This window comes from Sphingomonas sp. FG14, from assembly GCF_057809675.1.
This window is the reverse complement of sequence record NZ_JBMDKK010000001.1, coordinates 106,832-122,723: the sequence shown is the minus strand read 5'-3', so window position 1 is coordinate 122,723 and position 15,892 is coordinate 106,832. Positions and strand designations below refer to the sequence as shown.

Annotated in this window: 15 protein-coding genes; 8 read left to right on the top strand and 7 right to left on the bottom strand. The window is 63.7% G+C overall.

What is annotated here, in order from left to right; genetic code table 11:
• Window positions 1-116 precede the first annotated feature (116 nt).
• The 7 genes from ACODTA_RS00555 (at window position 117) to ACODTA_RS00525 (ending at window position 8,076) form a co-directional block, all read left to right on the top strand.
• Window positions 117-1,337: a Tm-1-like ATP-binding domain-containing protein gene (locus ACODTA_RS00555; RefSeq protein WP_489063746.1), complete on the top strand. Its 1,221-nt coding sequence runs from the start codon at window positions 117-119 to the stop codon at window positions 1,335-1,337.
• A 32-nt stretch (window positions 1,338-1,369) separates the two neighbouring features.
• The gene (locus ACODTA_RS00550; protein WP_489063744.1) at window positions 1,370-2,209 is read left to right on the top strand and encodes a phosphoenolpyruvate hydrolase family protein; all 840 of its coding nucleotides are present in this window, start codon (window positions 1,370-1,372) and stop codon (window positions 2,207-2,209) included.
• Entirely contained in the window at window positions 2,209-3,441 is a 1,233-nt protein-coding gene (locus ACODTA_RS00545; RefSeq protein ID WP_489063742.1) for a ThuA domain-containing protein, read from the top strand. The genes ACODTA_RS00550 and ACODTA_RS00545 overlap by 1 nt, the downstream gene beginning before the upstream one ends.
• 226 nt (window positions 3,442-3,667) lie before the next feature.
• Window positions 3,668-6,652 (top strand): TonB-dependent receptor domain-containing protein, encoded by a 2,985-nt coding sequence (locus tag ACODTA_RS00540; RefSeq protein ID WP_489063740.1) that lies wholly within the window; start codon window positions 3,668-3,670, stop codon window positions 6,650-6,652.
• Window positions 6,653-6,731: 79 nt separating this feature from the next.
• The gene (locus ACODTA_RS00535) at window positions 6,732-7,214 is read left to right on the top strand and encodes a DUF1097 domain-containing protein (RefSeq protein ID WP_489063738.1); all 483 of its coding nucleotides are present in this window, start codon (window positions 6,732-6,734) and stop codon (window positions 7,212-7,214) included.
• Between the two features lie 84 nt (window positions 7,215-7,298).
• Complete coding sequence (locus tag ACODTA_RS00530; RefSeq protein ID WP_489063737.1) at window positions 7,299-7,619, top strand: hypothetical protein; 321 nt, start codon at window positions 7,299-7,301, stop codon at window positions 7,617-7,619.
• 145 nt (window positions 7,620-7,764) lie between these two features.
• The gene (locus ACODTA_RS00525) at window positions 7,765-8,076 is read left to right on the top strand and encodes a hypothetical protein (protein WP_489063736.1); all 312 of its coding nucleotides are present in this window, start codon (window positions 7,765-7,767) and stop codon (window positions 8,074-8,076) included.
• A 97-nt stretch (window positions 8,077-8,173) separates the two neighbouring features.
• On the opposite strand, the gene ACODTA_RS00520 is transcribed toward ACODTA_RS00525, so the two are convergent.
• From ACODTA_RS00520 to ACODTA_RS00490, 7 genes are all read right to left on the bottom strand, one after another.
• On the bottom strand, window positions 8,174-9,784 hold the full coding sequence (locus ACODTA_RS00520) for a DUF4139 domain-containing protein (RefSeq protein WP_489063735.1): 1,611 nt from the start codon (window positions 9,782-9,784) through the stop codon (window positions 8,174-8,176).
• A gap of 4 nt (window positions 9,785-9,788) precedes the next feature.
• Window positions 9,789-11,333, bottom strand: a complete 1,545-nt coding sequence (locus tag ACODTA_RS00515; protein ID WP_489063734.1) for a DUF4139 domain-containing protein — start codon at window positions 11,331-11,333, stop codon at window positions 9,789-9,791.
• Between the two features lie 315 nt (window positions 11,334-11,648).
• Window positions 11,649-12,314 (bottom strand): hypothetical protein, encoded by a 666-nt coding sequence (locus ACODTA_RS00510; RefSeq protein WP_489063732.1) that lies wholly within the window; start codon window positions 12,312-12,314, stop codon window positions 11,649-11,651.
• Between the two features lie 119 nt (window positions 12,315-12,433).
• Window positions 12,434-12,700, bottom strand: a complete 267-nt coding sequence (locus ACODTA_RS00505) for a hypothetical protein (RefSeq protein ID WP_489063730.1) — start codon at window positions 12,698-12,700, stop codon at window positions 12,434-12,436.
• A 175-nt stretch (window positions 12,701-12,875) separates the two neighbouring features.
• Window positions 12,876-13,679: a hypothetical protein gene (locus ACODTA_RS00500; RefSeq protein WP_489063728.1), complete on the bottom strand. Its 804-nt coding sequence runs from the start codon at window positions 13,677-13,679 to the stop codon at window positions 12,876-12,878.
• 19 nt (window positions 13,680-13,698) lie between these two features.
• The gene (locus ACODTA_RS00495) at window positions 13,699-14,403 is read right to left on the bottom strand and encodes a TonB-dependent receptor (protein WP_489063727.1); all 705 of its coding nucleotides are present in this window, start codon (window positions 14,401-14,403) and stop codon (window positions 13,699-13,701) included.
• Window positions 14,404-14,457: 54 nt separating this feature from the next.
• Entirely contained in the window at window positions 14,458-15,168 is a 711-nt protein-coding gene (locus ACODTA_RS00490) for an SDR family NAD(P)-dependent oxidoreductase (RefSeq protein WP_489063725.1), read from the bottom strand.
• A gap of 228 nt (window positions 15,169-15,396) precedes the next feature.
• Here ACODTA_RS00490 and ACODTA_RS00485 point away from each other — a divergent pair, with 228 nt between their 5' ends.
• On the top strand, window positions 15,397-15,756 hold the full coding sequence (locus tag ACODTA_RS00485) for a hypothetical protein (RefSeq protein ID WP_489063723.1): 360 nt from the start codon (window positions 15,397-15,399) through the stop codon (window positions 15,754-15,756).
• Window positions 15,757-15,892: the final 136 nt, after the last annotated feature.

Genomic DNA, 15,892 nt, shown 5'->3' with positions numbered 1-15,892 from the left:
GGGCTGACGCGGCTCTCTGCGTTCGCCATGACATTTGGCACGGTCCGTGCATTGCATTGATCGAGCCCATAAAGAGGCGATCGAACCCGCAAAGATGGGTGGAGGGGACAAACGCGATGAGCAATCTGGCGCCGGTCTATGTGTTCGCAACACTGGACACCAAGTTCGACGAAGCGAACTTCCTGGCAGATGCCTTGCGCGCTGAAGGCGTGCAGGCCGTGCTGATCGACGTCGGCACGCTCAATCCGCCCACCGCCCAGCCCGGCATCGACCGCGCGACCGTCGCCGCCTTCCATCCCGAGGGCGCCGGCGCGGTGCTCGGCCACACCGATCGCGGCACCGCGGTCACCGCGATGAGCCGGGCGCTGCGCAGTTTCATGATCGACGCCTATCGCTCCGGCCGCTGCTCCGGCGCCATCGGCCTGGGCGGCACCGGCGGCACCTCGATGATCGCCACCGCGATGCGCGGTCTGCCGATCGGCTTTCCCAAGCTGATGGTCTCGACGGTCGCGAGTGGCGACACCAGCAGCTATATCGGCACCAGCGACATCACGATGATGTTCTCGGTGGTCGATGTCGCGGGCCTCAACCGCGTGTCCCGTCAGATCTATCGCAACGCGGCCGCCGCGATCGCCGGCATGGCCCGCCTCGCTCCCGCATCCGATCAAGGCCAGCGTGCGCTGGGCATGACGATGTTCGGCGTCACCACGCCCTGCGTCACCAGCGTCCGCGAGATCCTGGAACCGATGGGTTACGACACGCTCGTCTTCCACGCGACCGGCGTCGGCGGCCGTGCGATGGAGGAACTGGCGGGCAGCGACATGCTCGACGGCGTGCTCGACATCACCACGACCGAAGTGGCCGACGAAGTGGTCGGCGGCGTCTTCGCCTGCGGCCCCGCCCGCTTCGACGTGATGCTGGAACGGCGCATGCCCTATGTCCTCTCGGTCGGCGCGCTCGACATGGTCAATTTCGGTCCGCTCGACAGCGTCCCGCAGCAATTCCGTGATCGCAACCTCTATGTCCACAACAGCAGCGTCACGCTGATGCGGACGACCGTGGAGGAGAATATCGCCTGTGCCCGCTGGATCGCGCGCAAGCTCAACGCCCATCCCGATGCCGGCTTCACATTGCTGATCCCGGAAGGCGGCGTGTCTGCCATCGACAAGCCCGGTGGCCCCTTCCACGATCCGGAAGCGGATGCCGCGCTGTTCGCCGAACTCGAAAGCGCGGTGATCCAGGGGCCAACGCGCCGGATCGTCCGCTATCCCCATCATATCAACGATCCCGAATTCGCGCAGGCGATCGTCGATGAATATCGCAAGGTGATGCACTGATCATCGCCCACCCCATTTTGGTTGGAGGCTCTATGCGTTGGAAACGTCAGGAAATTCTGGGTCGGTTTCGTGAGAAGATCGCGGCGGGAATGCCGATCGTCGGAAGCGGTGCCGGAACCGGCATTTCCGCCAAATGCGCGGAACAGGGCGGCGCGGATCTGCTGATCATCTATAATTCCGGCCGCTTCCGCATGGCCGGGCGCGGATCGCTGAGCGGCCTGCTTGCCTATGGCAACGCCAACGAGATCGTGCTCGACATGGGCAAGGAAGTACTCTCGATCGTCGAGAACACGCCCGTGCTCGCCGGCGTCAACGGCACCGATCCCTTCCTGCTGACCGACCGCTTCCTGCGCGAAATCACCGAAATGGGCTTCGCCGGGGTGCAAAATTTCCCGACCGTCGGCCTGATCGACGGCTCCTTCCGGCTGAGTCTGGAGGAAACGGGCATGAGCTACAGCAAGGAGATCGACCTGATCGCCGCGGCCAACGCCGCCGACCTGCTGACCACGCCCTATGTGTTCGACACCGAACAGGCGAAGCAGATGACCCGCGCCGGAGCCGACATCATCGTTGCGCATATGGGGCTCACCACCGGCGGACAGATCGGCGCGAAAACGTCGATGAGCCTCGACGCCGCAGCCAAGCTCGTCAACGAGATCATCGACGCGTCTCGCAGCGAGCGGCCGGACGTGATCGTGCTCTGCCATGGCGGGCCCATCTCCTCGCCGGAGGATGTGGAGGTCGTGCTTGGCCGCTGTCCCAATGTCGACGGCTTCTACGGCGCGACCTCAATGGAGCGCCTGCCCGCCGAGATCGCCATCACCGAACAGGTCCGCAAGTTCGCCAGCCTGCCGCTGCAAAGGAAATCATGATGAAGGCGCGTTCCCGCTTCGTCCGCTGGTCGATCGCGACCGGCCTTGCCCTGATCGCGGCGCCGCTGGCGGCGCAGCCGACGATCGTGCTGATCGGGGGCAAGAAGCAGGGGATGGCGACGGGGGAACATGACTTTCCGGATGGCGTGCTGAAGCTGGAACGGCTGATCAAGTCCTCACCCGATTTCGCGAAACTCAAACCGGTGGTGAAGACCTACCCGGTCGGCTTCCCAAAGAATCTGGCGGAAATCGATGATGCCAGCGTCGTGCTGCTCTATTTCGGCCCGGTCGCCGGTGCGGACGGCAAGAGCGTCAATCCGGCGCAGGATCCCGCCGTCCAGGCGCAACTGGCCAAGCTCGCCGCGCGCGGCGTCGGCTTCGTCGCGATGCACCAGGCCTTTACCGTGCCCGACAAGGCGAACGCCGCCCCGCTGGCCGATCTGCTGGGCGGCATCCGCGCCTCGGGGAGCGATTATGCGATGGAAGCGGCGCCCGTCAGCGTCGTCGCCAAAGGGCATCCCGTCACCAGCGGCGTCGGCAATTTCGATTATCTCGACGAATATTATTCGGCGATCGACTTCGGCAAGGTGACGCCGGTGCTCAGCGGCCGCGCGCATGTGCAGTTCCGCCAGGCGGGCGCCGTCTATGAGGAACCCGCGAAGAACCGCACCATCGCCTGGACGGTCGAGCGCCCGGGCGGCGGCCGCACCTTCAGCTTCGCCGGCGGCCATTATCTGGCGTCGCTCGATCATCCGCAGGTCCGCACCGTGCTGCTGAACGCGATCCTCTGGGCCGCAAAGCTGGACGTGCCCCAGGCCGGCGCCACCTCGACGATCCCGACCGCACCGCGCATGGGCGCGGCCCCGCCGCCCGCCCCGCAGATCCTCATCCTGCCCTATTCGGACGTGAAGCCGGAGGCGCAGCCCTGGGGCAAGCTGGAATGGTTCGCCTCGCGCCCGCTCGGCAATTCGAGCAAGCTTACCGTCGGACAGGCGACGATCTCGCCTGGCAAGCAGAACCCGGTCCATTGGCACCCCAATTGCGACGAGGTCCTGCACGTGCTGCGCGGCCACATCATGCACCGCGTGGGCGACAAGGAATATGAGATGAAGGCCGGCGACACCGTCGTGATCCCGGAAGGCGTGCTGCACAACGCCCGCAATATCGGCACCGAGGACGCCGTGCTCGCCGTCTCGTTCAATTCGGCCGACCGCGTAGCGATAGGAGAATGAGGATGCTCTCGCGCCATCATTCGACGCAGACAACAGATACGGCTCGACGAAGACCGTGTCAGGGCGTGCCCTGATCCTGCCCGTCGAACCACCGGGTTTGAGTTGAAGTAGCCAATCAAAAAACGTTGCCGGCGGAGGCGTTATTCCGCCGGAGGGCGGAGCTTTGCCTAGAAAAATCGAGAGGCGGCTCCGGCGAAAACAGAAAAAGCGAGATGGAGGGGATGACATGACCTACAAGATTCATCGCAAACATTATCTGAAATCCGTCGGATTGCTCGCGCTCACCCTGGGCTGGGCTTATCCCGCGCTCGCGCAGCAGGCTCCGGCCCCCGCGGCGGACGCTCAAGACGCCGCGGAAGAGGCGGATACCGGCGCCAGCGCACCCGATATCATCGTCACCGGATCCAGCATTCGCGGCGCTCCCGCGGTCGGATCCAACCTGATCAGCGTCGGTCGCGACGCGATCGAGGACAATGCGGTCCAGACCGTCCAGCAACTGCTCAAGACCGTACCCGCGATCTGGGGCGGCAACGCGGCCGGCCAGGGCGGTTTCGCCGCCAATGACTCCGCCGGCGCCTCGGTACCGCAGATCCACGGCCTGGGCGGCTCCAACAGCTCCAGTACGCTGGTCGTGATCGACGGCCACCGCTTCCCGCTCACCGGCATCATCCGCAACCTGCCCGATCCCAACTTCATCCCGACCAACGCGATCGAACGCGTCGAGGTGCTGGCGGAGGGCGCATCGTCGATCTACGGTTCGGACGCCGTCGCCGGCGTGCTCAACTTCATCACCCGCCGCCGCTTCGAGGGTGTGGAGGCCAACGCCCAATATGGCTTTGGTGACGATTACAAGAACTGGAGCGCCAACATCGCGCTCGGCCATCGCTGGGACAGCGGCGGCGGCGCGATCTTCTACAGCTATACCGATCGCGGCAATCTGCTTGGCGCCGATCGCCCGCTCACCCTGCCCGACCAGCGCGCGCGCGGCGGCGCCAACTTCGCCAATTTCAACTGCTCACCCGCCAGCTTCCAGCCGACCGGCAGCTCGCTCATCTATCTCGCGCCCTACAAGACCGGCATTTCCAATGCCCAGGCCAATGCGCCGTGCGAACAGGCGAGCTACACCGATCTGATCCCGCAAGAACGCCGGCACTCGGTGATGGTGAAGCTCGATCAGCAGGTCGGCGATCGCCTGTCACTCAACGCCGACTTCGTCTTCTCGAGCCGCTCGAACATCCAGCGCAACTCGGTGACGATCGCGTCGAGCACCGGCGCCACCCCGGCCGCCCAGCTCATCACCGCTCAGGTCTTCGGTCCGGGCAGCGGTCGCGGCGGCCAGATCAACCCGTTCTTCGTCGCGCCCGATGGCACCAACGCGACGAGCGGTACGATCCGTTTCGACGCCAACGAACTTTTCCCGGAGGGCGCGCGCGCCAAGGGCGTCAGCGAGACCTTTTACGGTTATTTCAACGCGGAGTATAAGCTCAGCGACAAGTGGCGGCTTGGCGGCTTCGTCATGGCTGGCGTCAACACCGCCAAGACCACGATCACCGGTTCGCTCTGCCAGAGCTGCCTGCTGCTCGCGCTCAACGGCACGACCAACGCGAATGGCAACCTCACCCAGCCGTCGATCCCCAACACCAATGTGCTCGTCAGCAACGTACCGCTCACGACGGCCAATGCGGTTGATGTCTGGAACCCGCGCGCGACCAATCGTACCTCGCCCGAAGTGCTGAAGCGCCTGCTCGACAGCCGCAATTACCAGGCCGCGCGCCAGGTGATCCAGCAATACAACGTCAAGCTCGATGGTTCGCTGTTCGAACTGCCGGCGGGCGAGGTGAAGGTCGCGCTCGGCGGCGACATGGTGAAGTACAAGATCGACACCGAGGTGGTGGAACCCAACAATACCGGCCCCTCCAGCACCGGATCGAGCTTCAACGCCTTCCGCTATCTGCGCACCGTCAAGTCGGCCTATGCCGAAGTGCTGATCCCGATCGTCTCGCCCGAGATGGAAGTGCCCTTCGCCCGGCGCCTCGATGTTAACGTGTCCGGCCGCTATGATCATTACAGCGATTTCGGCAGCATCAAGAATCCGAAATTCGCCGCCACCTGGGAAGTGGTGGAAGGCCTGAAGATCCGTGCCAACTACGCAACCTCGTTCGTGGCGCCGCAATTCTCGACCTATGGTCCCGACGTGCTGAGCGGCATCGACGGCCGCAGCGTCGACACCTTCTTCGGGCCCCAGAACGGCACGCTCAACGTGCCGCTCGACAAATATCCGGAGGCGCGGGCGATCCCGGGCTGCAACACGCCCGGCCAGACCACCTGCATCCTCGGCACCGCGTCGATCGCAGGCATGCGGCTCGACGGCGCCAATCCGGACGTGAAGCCGGCGGACGGCAAGACCTGGGCGATCGGCGCGGATTTCGCACCGCGCTTCCTGCCCGGCCTCACCGCCAACCTGACCTATTGGCACACCACGTTGAAGGGTACGAGCGGATCGCCGCCGCTGTCGATCGTGATCAACTCGGATGCCTTCCACGATCTGCTGAAAATCTATCCGAACGGGGCAACCCCGGCCGAGATCGAAGCCTATCGCGGCGGCCGCCGCCAGCGCTCGCCGCTCAGTTCCGGCCCGATCTATTTCGGCCTCGATTTCCGTAACTTCAATGTCTACACCGTCTTCGTCGAGGGCATCGATTTCGACGTCCATTATCGCCACAGCTTCGACTGGGGCTCGATCCGCGGCGGCATCGCCGGAACCTACAAGACCAAGTTCGACCAGACGGCGGCGGCCGGCGAGCCGGTGTTCAGCGTGCTCAATCGCAACCGCTTCAACGGCACATTCCCGTCGATCCGCACCGATCTGCGCGCAGACCTCAACGTCGATGTCGGCCCGGTCTCCGCATCGGTCTTCGCCAATTATACCGGCGGCTTCACCTTCTGGGGCAGCACCGCGCTTAATCCTGTGACGTCCACGGGCGGCATCCCGAACGGCGGCGGCGACAAGGTCGGGTCCTATACCACCGTCGATCTCAACCTCACCTACAAGTTCGGCGACAGCCTGCCGGGTGAACCGAGCGTCTATGTCCAGGTCTCGAACCTGTTCGATACCTACCCGCCATTCGAGAATACGGCTCAGGGTTTCGACAATTTCGTCGGCTTCGTGCTTGGCCGCACCGTCAATGTCGGCCTCCGCATGAAGTTCTGAGCCGTACAGGGGCCGCGGCGGTTTCCTTTCCCCCCGCCGCGGCCCGGTTTTCGGGATCATCGATCAGGGATCAGCGATCATGAAGAACGTGCTTGCACTTGCCGTCACCGCACTCGTCGCCGCCATATCGAGCGTGATCTGCGCTCGCCTGGGAATTCCGGTCTGGTCGATGTTCATCGGCTGGATCGCCTTCGTCGCGGGGGGGATGAGCGCAAAGACCGCCGCCCCCACTTATGTCTGCGCGCTGCTGGGCCTCGCGCTCGGCTTTATCGGCGCATCGATCATCGGCGGCGGGGCCGCCGCGCTCGGCGCCGATATCGCCCTGTTGCTGGGGGTCTTCGTCATCGTCTTCGCGGCGCTGCTCGCGCAGTTCATTCCCTTCGCCAGCCTTGTCGTCTGCTATTTCATCGGAATGACAACATTTTTCGCCTCAGGCCTTCCCCCGGTGGCGTCGACGGCGCTGGTGCTGGGATCGGGGCTGCTCGCCGGCGTGGTGTCCGGTTTGCTCGCGGTCATCGTCTCGGGTGTGATCACGCGCGGCCCGGCGGCCGAGACCGCATGATTCCGTTCAAGTCCGCTTAAACTCGGATAAGCCATGATCGGACCGGAAAAAGCGTTTAGACCAATAAGCGTTCAGGAGTGAGTGATGTCGACGGTGAAGCGTAAGGGCATTGTGGCCGGCGTCCTGATCGCCGGTATCGCAACCGCCACGGTTACGACCGGATTGAAGGCGCAGGATCCCAGGGAAGGCCCTGGCAAGGAGCTGTTCGTCCAGCGCTGCCACACCTGTCACGAACTCAACACGGTGACGGTCCAGCGCCTGTCGGGCAATGACTGGCGGGTGATCGTCGAACGGATGATCCAGAACGGCGCCCAGCTCACCGAGCCGGAAAGCGAACAGATCATCGCCTATCTGAGCAAGATGTACGGGCCGGAACCCGCGCCGTCTTCGGCGTCTGCCCACTAGAAGAAAGCCGGTCGGGAAAGACCGGACTCGATATGCCCGGCGGCCGCCACGGACCGCCCCGCCCGAACGAGGCCCGTGCTTCGTCGACAGCGATGTCGCGTGCGTAACGGCCAGTGAACAGAACGCGAGTTGAGGAGTTAAGTCAATGACCCTGGCAGTTCGAACACCCGCCCCCGAGGATCGCCCTCGCCCGCCGCTTTTCACCAAGCCCGCTGGCGCTCAGCCCGCTCCGCATGCCGGCAGCGGCAACGTGATCCACACCGACAATCCACGGCTCAGCTACGTCAACCCGAGCTTCATCGAAAAGATGAACGCCCGCCTGCGCGCCCAGACCGCCGAATGCGTGATGGCCACCTTCGGCATCAGCGTGAACACCTGGCTGAAGATGCGCAAAGGCATGCCCATCCGCAAATCGGTGGCCGAACGGCTGGTGCGGCGGATAAGCGCGGATCTGTAATCATCGGGATCGGCCCGCCGCGCCCTGATTTTCAGGGCGGCGAGGACAGTGATGATGGTGATATCACTGCGTATCAGCCATATCCGGCCTCTTTTCGCTATTCGGTATTGCGGATATCCCAATAAAGGGGGCGGCTGCTGTTCGCCGGCACAGTGATGGTCATGATATGCCGACCGTCCGAGATCATATGCCGGCCCGACAGCTTGCGCACCACCCACGCGGAACTATCGGCAAGGCTGATCTCGAGCGTGATTGCACGATTATTTGCATTGGTCGCCAGCGCATGGCGTGTATGCCATTGACCATCCGCAATGCCCCGATCCTTGGCTTTGAGTCCGCAGGCCAGATAGACGGTGCGGGAGTTCGCCAGCGCAAGTTCCACGATCTGGCCAGAGGCATAATCCCGGATCGACTGCTCGCCCAGCACCATCTCGCCAGCCGAAGTCGGTTCGAAAACCGCCACTTTTCCGGACGGCAATGCCAGGCCCAGCCCATGCGCCGCGTCGTTGCGCGCACGCAGCCACAGGGAGACTGGGGAGAATTGGCCATCGCTCCCTTCATTCCCTTCGCTGCTTTCCGGCCTGCATGCACCACGGTGAAAGAGTGTCCCGTCGACCCTGGGTCGATCGAGGAACGCCACCTGCTTCAGCGATTGCGCCGCGACCGTGACGGGTTCGGGGACGCGGTAGAGCTTCACATCACCCAGCGCCTCTTCGCGGGCCTTCATGGCGATCGCAGCGGAAGCGAGCGCCGCTACGCCGGACACCCGGCTGGCTGTGACGATAATTTCTCCAACCTCATCCGCTTGCGCGCGTGGAGCAAGATGTTGCACCGGCTCCGCCATTGTCGCGCGCGCCGTGCTTCCCAGCGGATAACAGGTCAGCCGAAGCGGCCTTGCCTCGAGCGGATCGGACAGGGAGCGAAAATCGCGTTCGACATTGATCGTTCCGGCGACAGCCAACACCGTGGCGCCGGGAAAACTCTGGCCATTGTCATTGGCGATTGTGAGCCACGCGATCAGGCGGAGCTTCTGCCTGGTGGAACCGGTATCCTTCTCCAACGTCGCCAGATAATTGGCCTGCCAATCGAATCCCGTCGCCAGATAGGTCAGGGTGATGCGATAGCTGCCGCCCTTTGGACTGTTGGTATCGATCGAGAAGACCGGCTTGGCGGAAAGCCCGGCGGGCACGTGGCCGAACAGCAGTTTTTCCGGCAGGCCGGCGCAGCGCACGGCTTCAAAACCTTCGCTGGTCTGAAGGACAAGCCCGCCATCGGCGCGGGTGCGGACGATGGCGTTCTCGGTTGTCGCCAGACCAGTCGCGGGATTGGTACGACTGATCGCGACCCGATTGCCCAAACTGCCGTCGATCAACGCGGCCGGGGAGAGCAGATCGCCGTTGCGGTTCTTCTCGATCACGCCGCCAGGCAACCCGGTGACGATCGCGGTGACCGCGATCATGCCTTCCGCCACGCCCTCAAAGCGGATCGTCGATGATCCGGCGGGCAGAACGACGGTGCGGGTCTCGCTGATCATGGCGAACCCGTTCAGCGAAGCGGACGAGTGTACGGTCGGCAGGGGTTTCTCCGCGCGATCAGGATCGCGATAGACGGTGACCGACAGGTCTTGGGGCGACGATGCCGAGACGGTTTCGCGCGCGAGCACGGGTGCCGGCAACAGCAACAGGACGAGCAGGATCAATCGGGCCATCGGATCAGTACCGGCTCTCGAGGACGACGGTCAGTTCGGTGGCGCCATTGGCCGGCACCGGGACCTCCCATTTGCGCCTGTCGGAATCAACCTGTTCGCCAGTTACCGTTTCGCTGACGACACGATAGTCGAGGCTCCACCAGCCCCGGTCCAGTCCCCCCTGGACGAGGTTGACCGTCACCGGCCGCGATTTGGCGTTGGTCAATTTGTAACGCAGCGTCGTGCGGTAGTAGCTCTTGGGCCGATCCACATCGACCTGGGTGACCATCACGCCGTCGCGAAGCACGCGGTAGCGTGCCGTGGTCTCCCATTCTGCGCCGGTGATCGTCTCGCGCTTCACAACATTGGCCTGGGCAAAAACATCGAAGGCGGCGCCGGTCGTCAGCAGCATGTCGCTTCCGGTTGGGGTATGCCGGATCGGGCTCTCGCCGATGAATTGCGGCGTGCCCTTGCTATCGCGCTGATAGAAACGGACGGTGCCGGCGGGAAGCGCATCGCCCAGCCCACCCGCGCGCGACGTCGAAAAGGCGATCTGACTCGATATATTGACCGGCGCGTTGTCGTTCTGCAACCAGTCGATCGTGCGACCATACACCTTGCGCGCCGACACGCCCGCGACATCGAGGAAACCCACCTGCTTGGTCTGGGCATTGGCGATCGTGGTGCGCCCGGCGATCGGATAGAGATAATAATCCCCCAATTGATCGCGATTGGTCTTTTCCGTTCCGGCCTTCACCATCCCGGATTGTCTGGGCTGGCGGTTATACTGATTGTAGGAATTGCCATGGATGGCATTGCCGGTGACCATGGGGCTGCCCGCCACCAGCACGGTGCGGGCATTCGCGAAACTGGTGCCGGTCTGGTTGGTGAGCGTGACCCAGCCCTGCATGTCGATCACGCCCTTGGCCTCGTCATAAAGCGCGACATAATCAGAGGCCCATCCCAGCCCCGGGGTAAGATAGCGGATGGAGGCTGGCCGCGGGCCGGCCCGCTCGCTCTGCACCGTTACCGACAGGGTCGGCCGCGCGCGCAGATTTGGGGGCACGCGATCGAAGATGGCACGGACCGGCAATCCGTCGTCGCGCAGCACCTCTATATGATCGCCGATCCGGACGACGACCCCGCCGGCTGTCGAAAGCACGGTCGCCCGTTCGCGGGTTTCCACGCCGTTGGAAGGATTGGTGCGGACGAGGGTGATCGTCTGGCCGATGGCCTTTTGCATCAGGCTTCCGGGACTAAGCAGGTCGAAGTCGAAATTCTGCTCGCTGATCGCGGCGCCAGCAGCGGCGAAGCTCAGCGTTTCAGGGCGGATGCGGCTGGACACGTCCGGAAATTCGATCCGGTTCCGGCCCACCGCTATGTTCAGGGTGCGCACATCCTGAATCAGGGCGAGGTCGTTATTGTAAATGGTGACTGCGACGTCGCCTTGCGCGCTGGCGTCCTCGGCCTCGGCCGCCGATGGAGTCTTGCCCTGCGCCAGCAGCAGAGTTGGGCAAAGCAGTGCGAAGCCGGTCAATCCGATAAGATACCGATGGCGAAAACGGGGCATAGGATTCTCCCTGGTGACAGCGGCGTCATGATCCGCATGTCACTGGGACGCGCCGACTCCGGATATCCTTGGGAGCGATTGCAAAAGTTTTTCGGGCTGTCGGGTGCCACGTCGCTTGCGGCGAGCGCTGATGCCGGAATTATGGGGATTTCGGTGACCACCCACCAAATCGTTCACGCATGATGCCCCCTTCAGCGGCATCAAGTGCACTGCCGACAGAACCCTGGGTGCGCTCCCCGATCGCCTGAATGGCCGCCATTGGAGCGCGCCGCCGCCCGGCCACTTTTCCGGTCCGTCGTGTGTAGGTTCGATAGTTTATTGCCGCTGACAACGGCTCACGAAATCGGCCTGCATTGCATCCAGCTTGGCCAGAACCTCGACGAAACCGGATTTGAGCGCACTCAACTCGCCAGCTGGGTAGGCGCACTCATGGATGACAGGCGTGCCGCGCTTCCCCGATGCCGTCCCACGCAGAGTCCACCTGAGCGCGCCATCATCACCGGGCAAATCAAGCACCTTGCCGATCCGCTCATAGGCGCTGAAGTGATGTGGGTTGTTGTAGGATTGACCGGCGGGAACTTCGATCGTGCGCCGGTCGCCCAGTTGCAACCGGATCGGACCGGTCATCGGCTCCGCGGTCCGGAAGTAGAAAGTCGCCATGCCATCAGCGAAATCCATCGGCTTTGGATGCGGGTGCCAGTTCACCGATACCGTCAGCGGCGCTTTCTGGTCGGCGGTATAGACATCGGTCCAGGCCGCACTGTCAGTCAGGCTGGCGCCGGCGGCGTCGAGCTGTCGCGAGGCACGGATTTTCGTCATGCCGACAGATTGCTGCGCGCGGCAATTCCATGCCGGGCGGGGCAATGGCTTTGTCGGGGCAGGCACATATACAGTCTGGGCATCCGCCGGCGCCGCGACCAGCATCGCTGCCGCGGAGAGGATCAAAGCGGGGCGCCAAAGGCACTGGAGCGGATCGTTCATGGAGGAACGATAATCGCGGGCCGGCTGCCCCGCAACGGACAGGCACATGGGCATAGCCATATGGCAGCTTCACAACGAAATTGAGATCGATCGCCAGCAAGGCAGCCGATGGCCGAATTTCAATTGCGTCGGTCGAACACCTCCGGCTCCAGGTCCATCGTAGCGCCCTTCATCTTGCCCGTCGCACAGCCTGAATGAGCATAGACACTCTGGAACGGACGATCCTCGGCCTGCACGCCTGCATCCCAGTTCCATAGATTCTCGACCATAATCATCACCGCCCCACAATCGGTTCGATCGATATCATCGCCGCAAAACCAGCATTGATATTTGTTCATGGAACCGCGCTGCCGCAGCCGGGCTCTCAATGCAACGACCACTTCCAATTACGCCCGAGTGCAAGATCCCCCAATTCCGCCGACGGCGAAGATCCTGGCAAATCGAGCCTCCGGGGATCTTTGCCCCTGACACCGGAAAGCAGCATGCTCCCCGCCTCCATCGCCCATCCCTTCGCCCAGGCGAGGCTGGCCACCCGGTTCGCCGCCGGGCGCGCATCTCCATCTATTTTCTGATGGAAAATCCGTAGGATATGTAGAGGAACACTTCGGTATTGCTGACCTGTTTCCAGGCGATGCCCTGATCCAGCCCGGTGACGTCCAGGCCATATTCGGGGCCGTAGAAGCTGATGGCATGCTTGGCCCCCGCCGCGATGCGGCGATAGATTTCGTCGCGATATTGTTCGGGATTGATGATCGTCAGCGCCAGGCCGCCCTTTTGCTGGATCTGCGCGCGGCCATTGGCGGGAACCGATTTGACGAACGCGCCGATCTTCTGCTGGGCGTTGCCGATCGATCCGTCCAGTTTCGTCTTCACCTTCAGCCGCACGGTGGCGGTGCTGCCGTCATCCTCGAACGCCGCCTCGGCGGCATCGTCCTCGTCATCCTCGTCTTCGTCATCCTCGGTGGCGTTCGCCTTGCCCGCCAGCCCCGGAAACTGATCCTGCCAATTGGCGCGCGTCACCTCCACCAGCTCGAACTGGCCGGTGACGAGGTTGAAGCCGTCGCGTTTCGCGCGATCGATCGCGTCGAGCAGCATCGCCTGCACCTCGCGCTTCCGCATCCCGGCCTCACGCGAGTCCGAGACGATCTCGATCGTGCGCACCGCCGAGTCCGCCATCCGCCTGAGGCCGATGACGGGGGGCTTGGGGCTCGCAAGCTGAATGGGCGACATGCTGTTGCTGAGCCTTGACGCCGTCACGACGATTTCGCTGGCGCCGCCGCCGTCCTGGGCGGACAGGGCGGTCGCGAAGGGAAGCGTCGCGAACAGGGCCAGGCCGCGAATGGCGGCGAACGGGATCGCTTTCATGCCGTCTCTCCGGGCAGGGTCATTTGGGAAGGATGGTGTAGCGATAGGGCAGGTACAGGAACACGTCGGTGCCGCTCACCTGCGACCAGGAAATCTGCCCGTCGATGCCGCCCACCTGAACGGCATAATCGGGGCCGAAGATCGCGGCATTGTGCCGGGCGTCGTCCGCCACCAGCTTCACGATGGCGTCGCGATACTGATCGGGATTGCGGATGGTCAGCGTCAACGCGCCGGCCTTGTCGATCGCGCCGCGCCCGGTGCGCGGAATGCCCTTGATGAAGGCGTCCAGTTTCTCCCCCGCCACTGCGGTCGATCCGGCGAGCTTCACTTTCACCATCACATTCGCCTGGCTGGTATCGACGCGGCCCGCGGAGATCAGCGGCAGATCCTGATAATTGTCCTTGGTGACCGGAATCAGCTCGAAATTGCCCGTCACCAGTTCCACCCCGGCGGTGCCCGCGCGGCCGAGCGCGGCCATCAGCATCGCGTGGATTTCGCGCTTGCGGGTCTCGGCATCGCGCGAGTCCGACGAGAACGCCACCTGCACCACCACGGAATCGGCCTGCCTGCGCAGTCCCACCACCGGACGGTCCTGCTGGGCATAGCGCGCATTGAGTCGGTTAGAGGTAACAACGACTTCGCCAAGCCCGGGCGCATCCTGCGCGGACGCCGGAATGGCGGCGCCGCCGAACAGAGCCAACGCCAGAAAAATCGCTGGTTTCATCATCTTCCCTCCGCATCGGAAGTGTCGATCATTTCGGCGGGAATGGCAACGCGGCTAGAACGGAACCTCCTTGCCTTCGAAATCGAACAGCTTGCCGCTGTCAGGCACCTTCAATTCCTCGATCACGTCCAGCAGTTGCAGCGCGGCGCGCTCCGGGGTGAATAGCCGGCCGGCCTGCACATTGCCCTGAAACGGGCGGGACAGTGCCGTATCGACCGTTCCCGGATGCAGCGCGACGACTATCGCGCGATCGTTGCGGCGGCGCTCCTCGATCGCAAGGTTGCGCACCAGCATGTTGAGCGCCACCTTGGAGGCACGATAGCCATGCCACCCGCCCAGCCGATTGTCGCCGATCGATCCGACGCGGGCCGACAGTGCCGCGAACACCGTCCGCCCGGCCCTGGGCATGATCGGCAGGAAGTGTTTCGCCACAAGCGCGGGGCCGATCGCGTTGACGGCGTAGACCTGAGCAAGCCAGCTCGGATCAAGATCGCCCAGCGCCTTTTCCGGACCGTGACCTTCCGAATGCAGCAGGCCGGTCGCGACAATCACCAGCCGGGGTTCCGGACCGGCGCCGACATGCGCGGCCGCGGCGGCAATGCTGGTCTCGTCGAGCAGATCGAGATGCTGCGCTCCGCTTCGCGAGCGGGCGAAACCGTGAACCGCCTCGAACGTGCCTTCTTCGATCAGCGCCGCTTCAAGCGCCCCGCCGATCCCGCCGGAAGCGCCGATAACGACCGCGGAGGTACCGGCCTCCCTGCTCATATATGGCTCTCGACATCATTGGCAGACATCTTCTTCTCCGCTTGCCGGTTGCGCTCCGTACCCGTGGCACGCAGCAAGCGGCGCGATACTATGAACCACTGCGATCGGGAACAACCATGGCCGACCAGGATCCGCGTAGCGCTTGCCCGGCGCCTGCCCTCTCCAGCGGACTCGGCTTTCCTCCACCCTTCCATTGGGGCAATGGCGGACCGGATTTGGGAGAGTGTGATGAGCAATCCGTCAAAGACTTGGGATGGGGAGCGGGTCCGGACATGGCTGGAGCGCCGGTTCGAGGCATCAAGACTGGATCAAGCGGCGGCGGACAGGCGCGGCTATGAGGCGCGGGACGACTATGACAAGGCAGCCGCGGAGGAATGGGTCTGCCGCGCGCTGAAGGGCGCGGATTGCACGAATGAGCAAGCCGCCTTCGCCGCGCGCCTCAAGGAATTGATCGCTCAGGACGACTATCGGGTGACCGGCATCCACGATGATGCGCGGTTCGAGCGGCATGTTCGCGGCCAACTCCGAACGCTGGCAAAGATGACGAAGGCAAACGAGGGGTTCGAGAAGACGCTGCGCTATCAGTAAGCGCCGCAGGACGGAGCTAATCGCGGCTTGCGCCCCATTTGCGGACATTCGGCCGACAAATTACAAGCGCCAGCGCTTGGAGCACCTCAGCCGCGCGTGGGTGGATGGGTGACCTACCCCACCTAACTCAACTCTG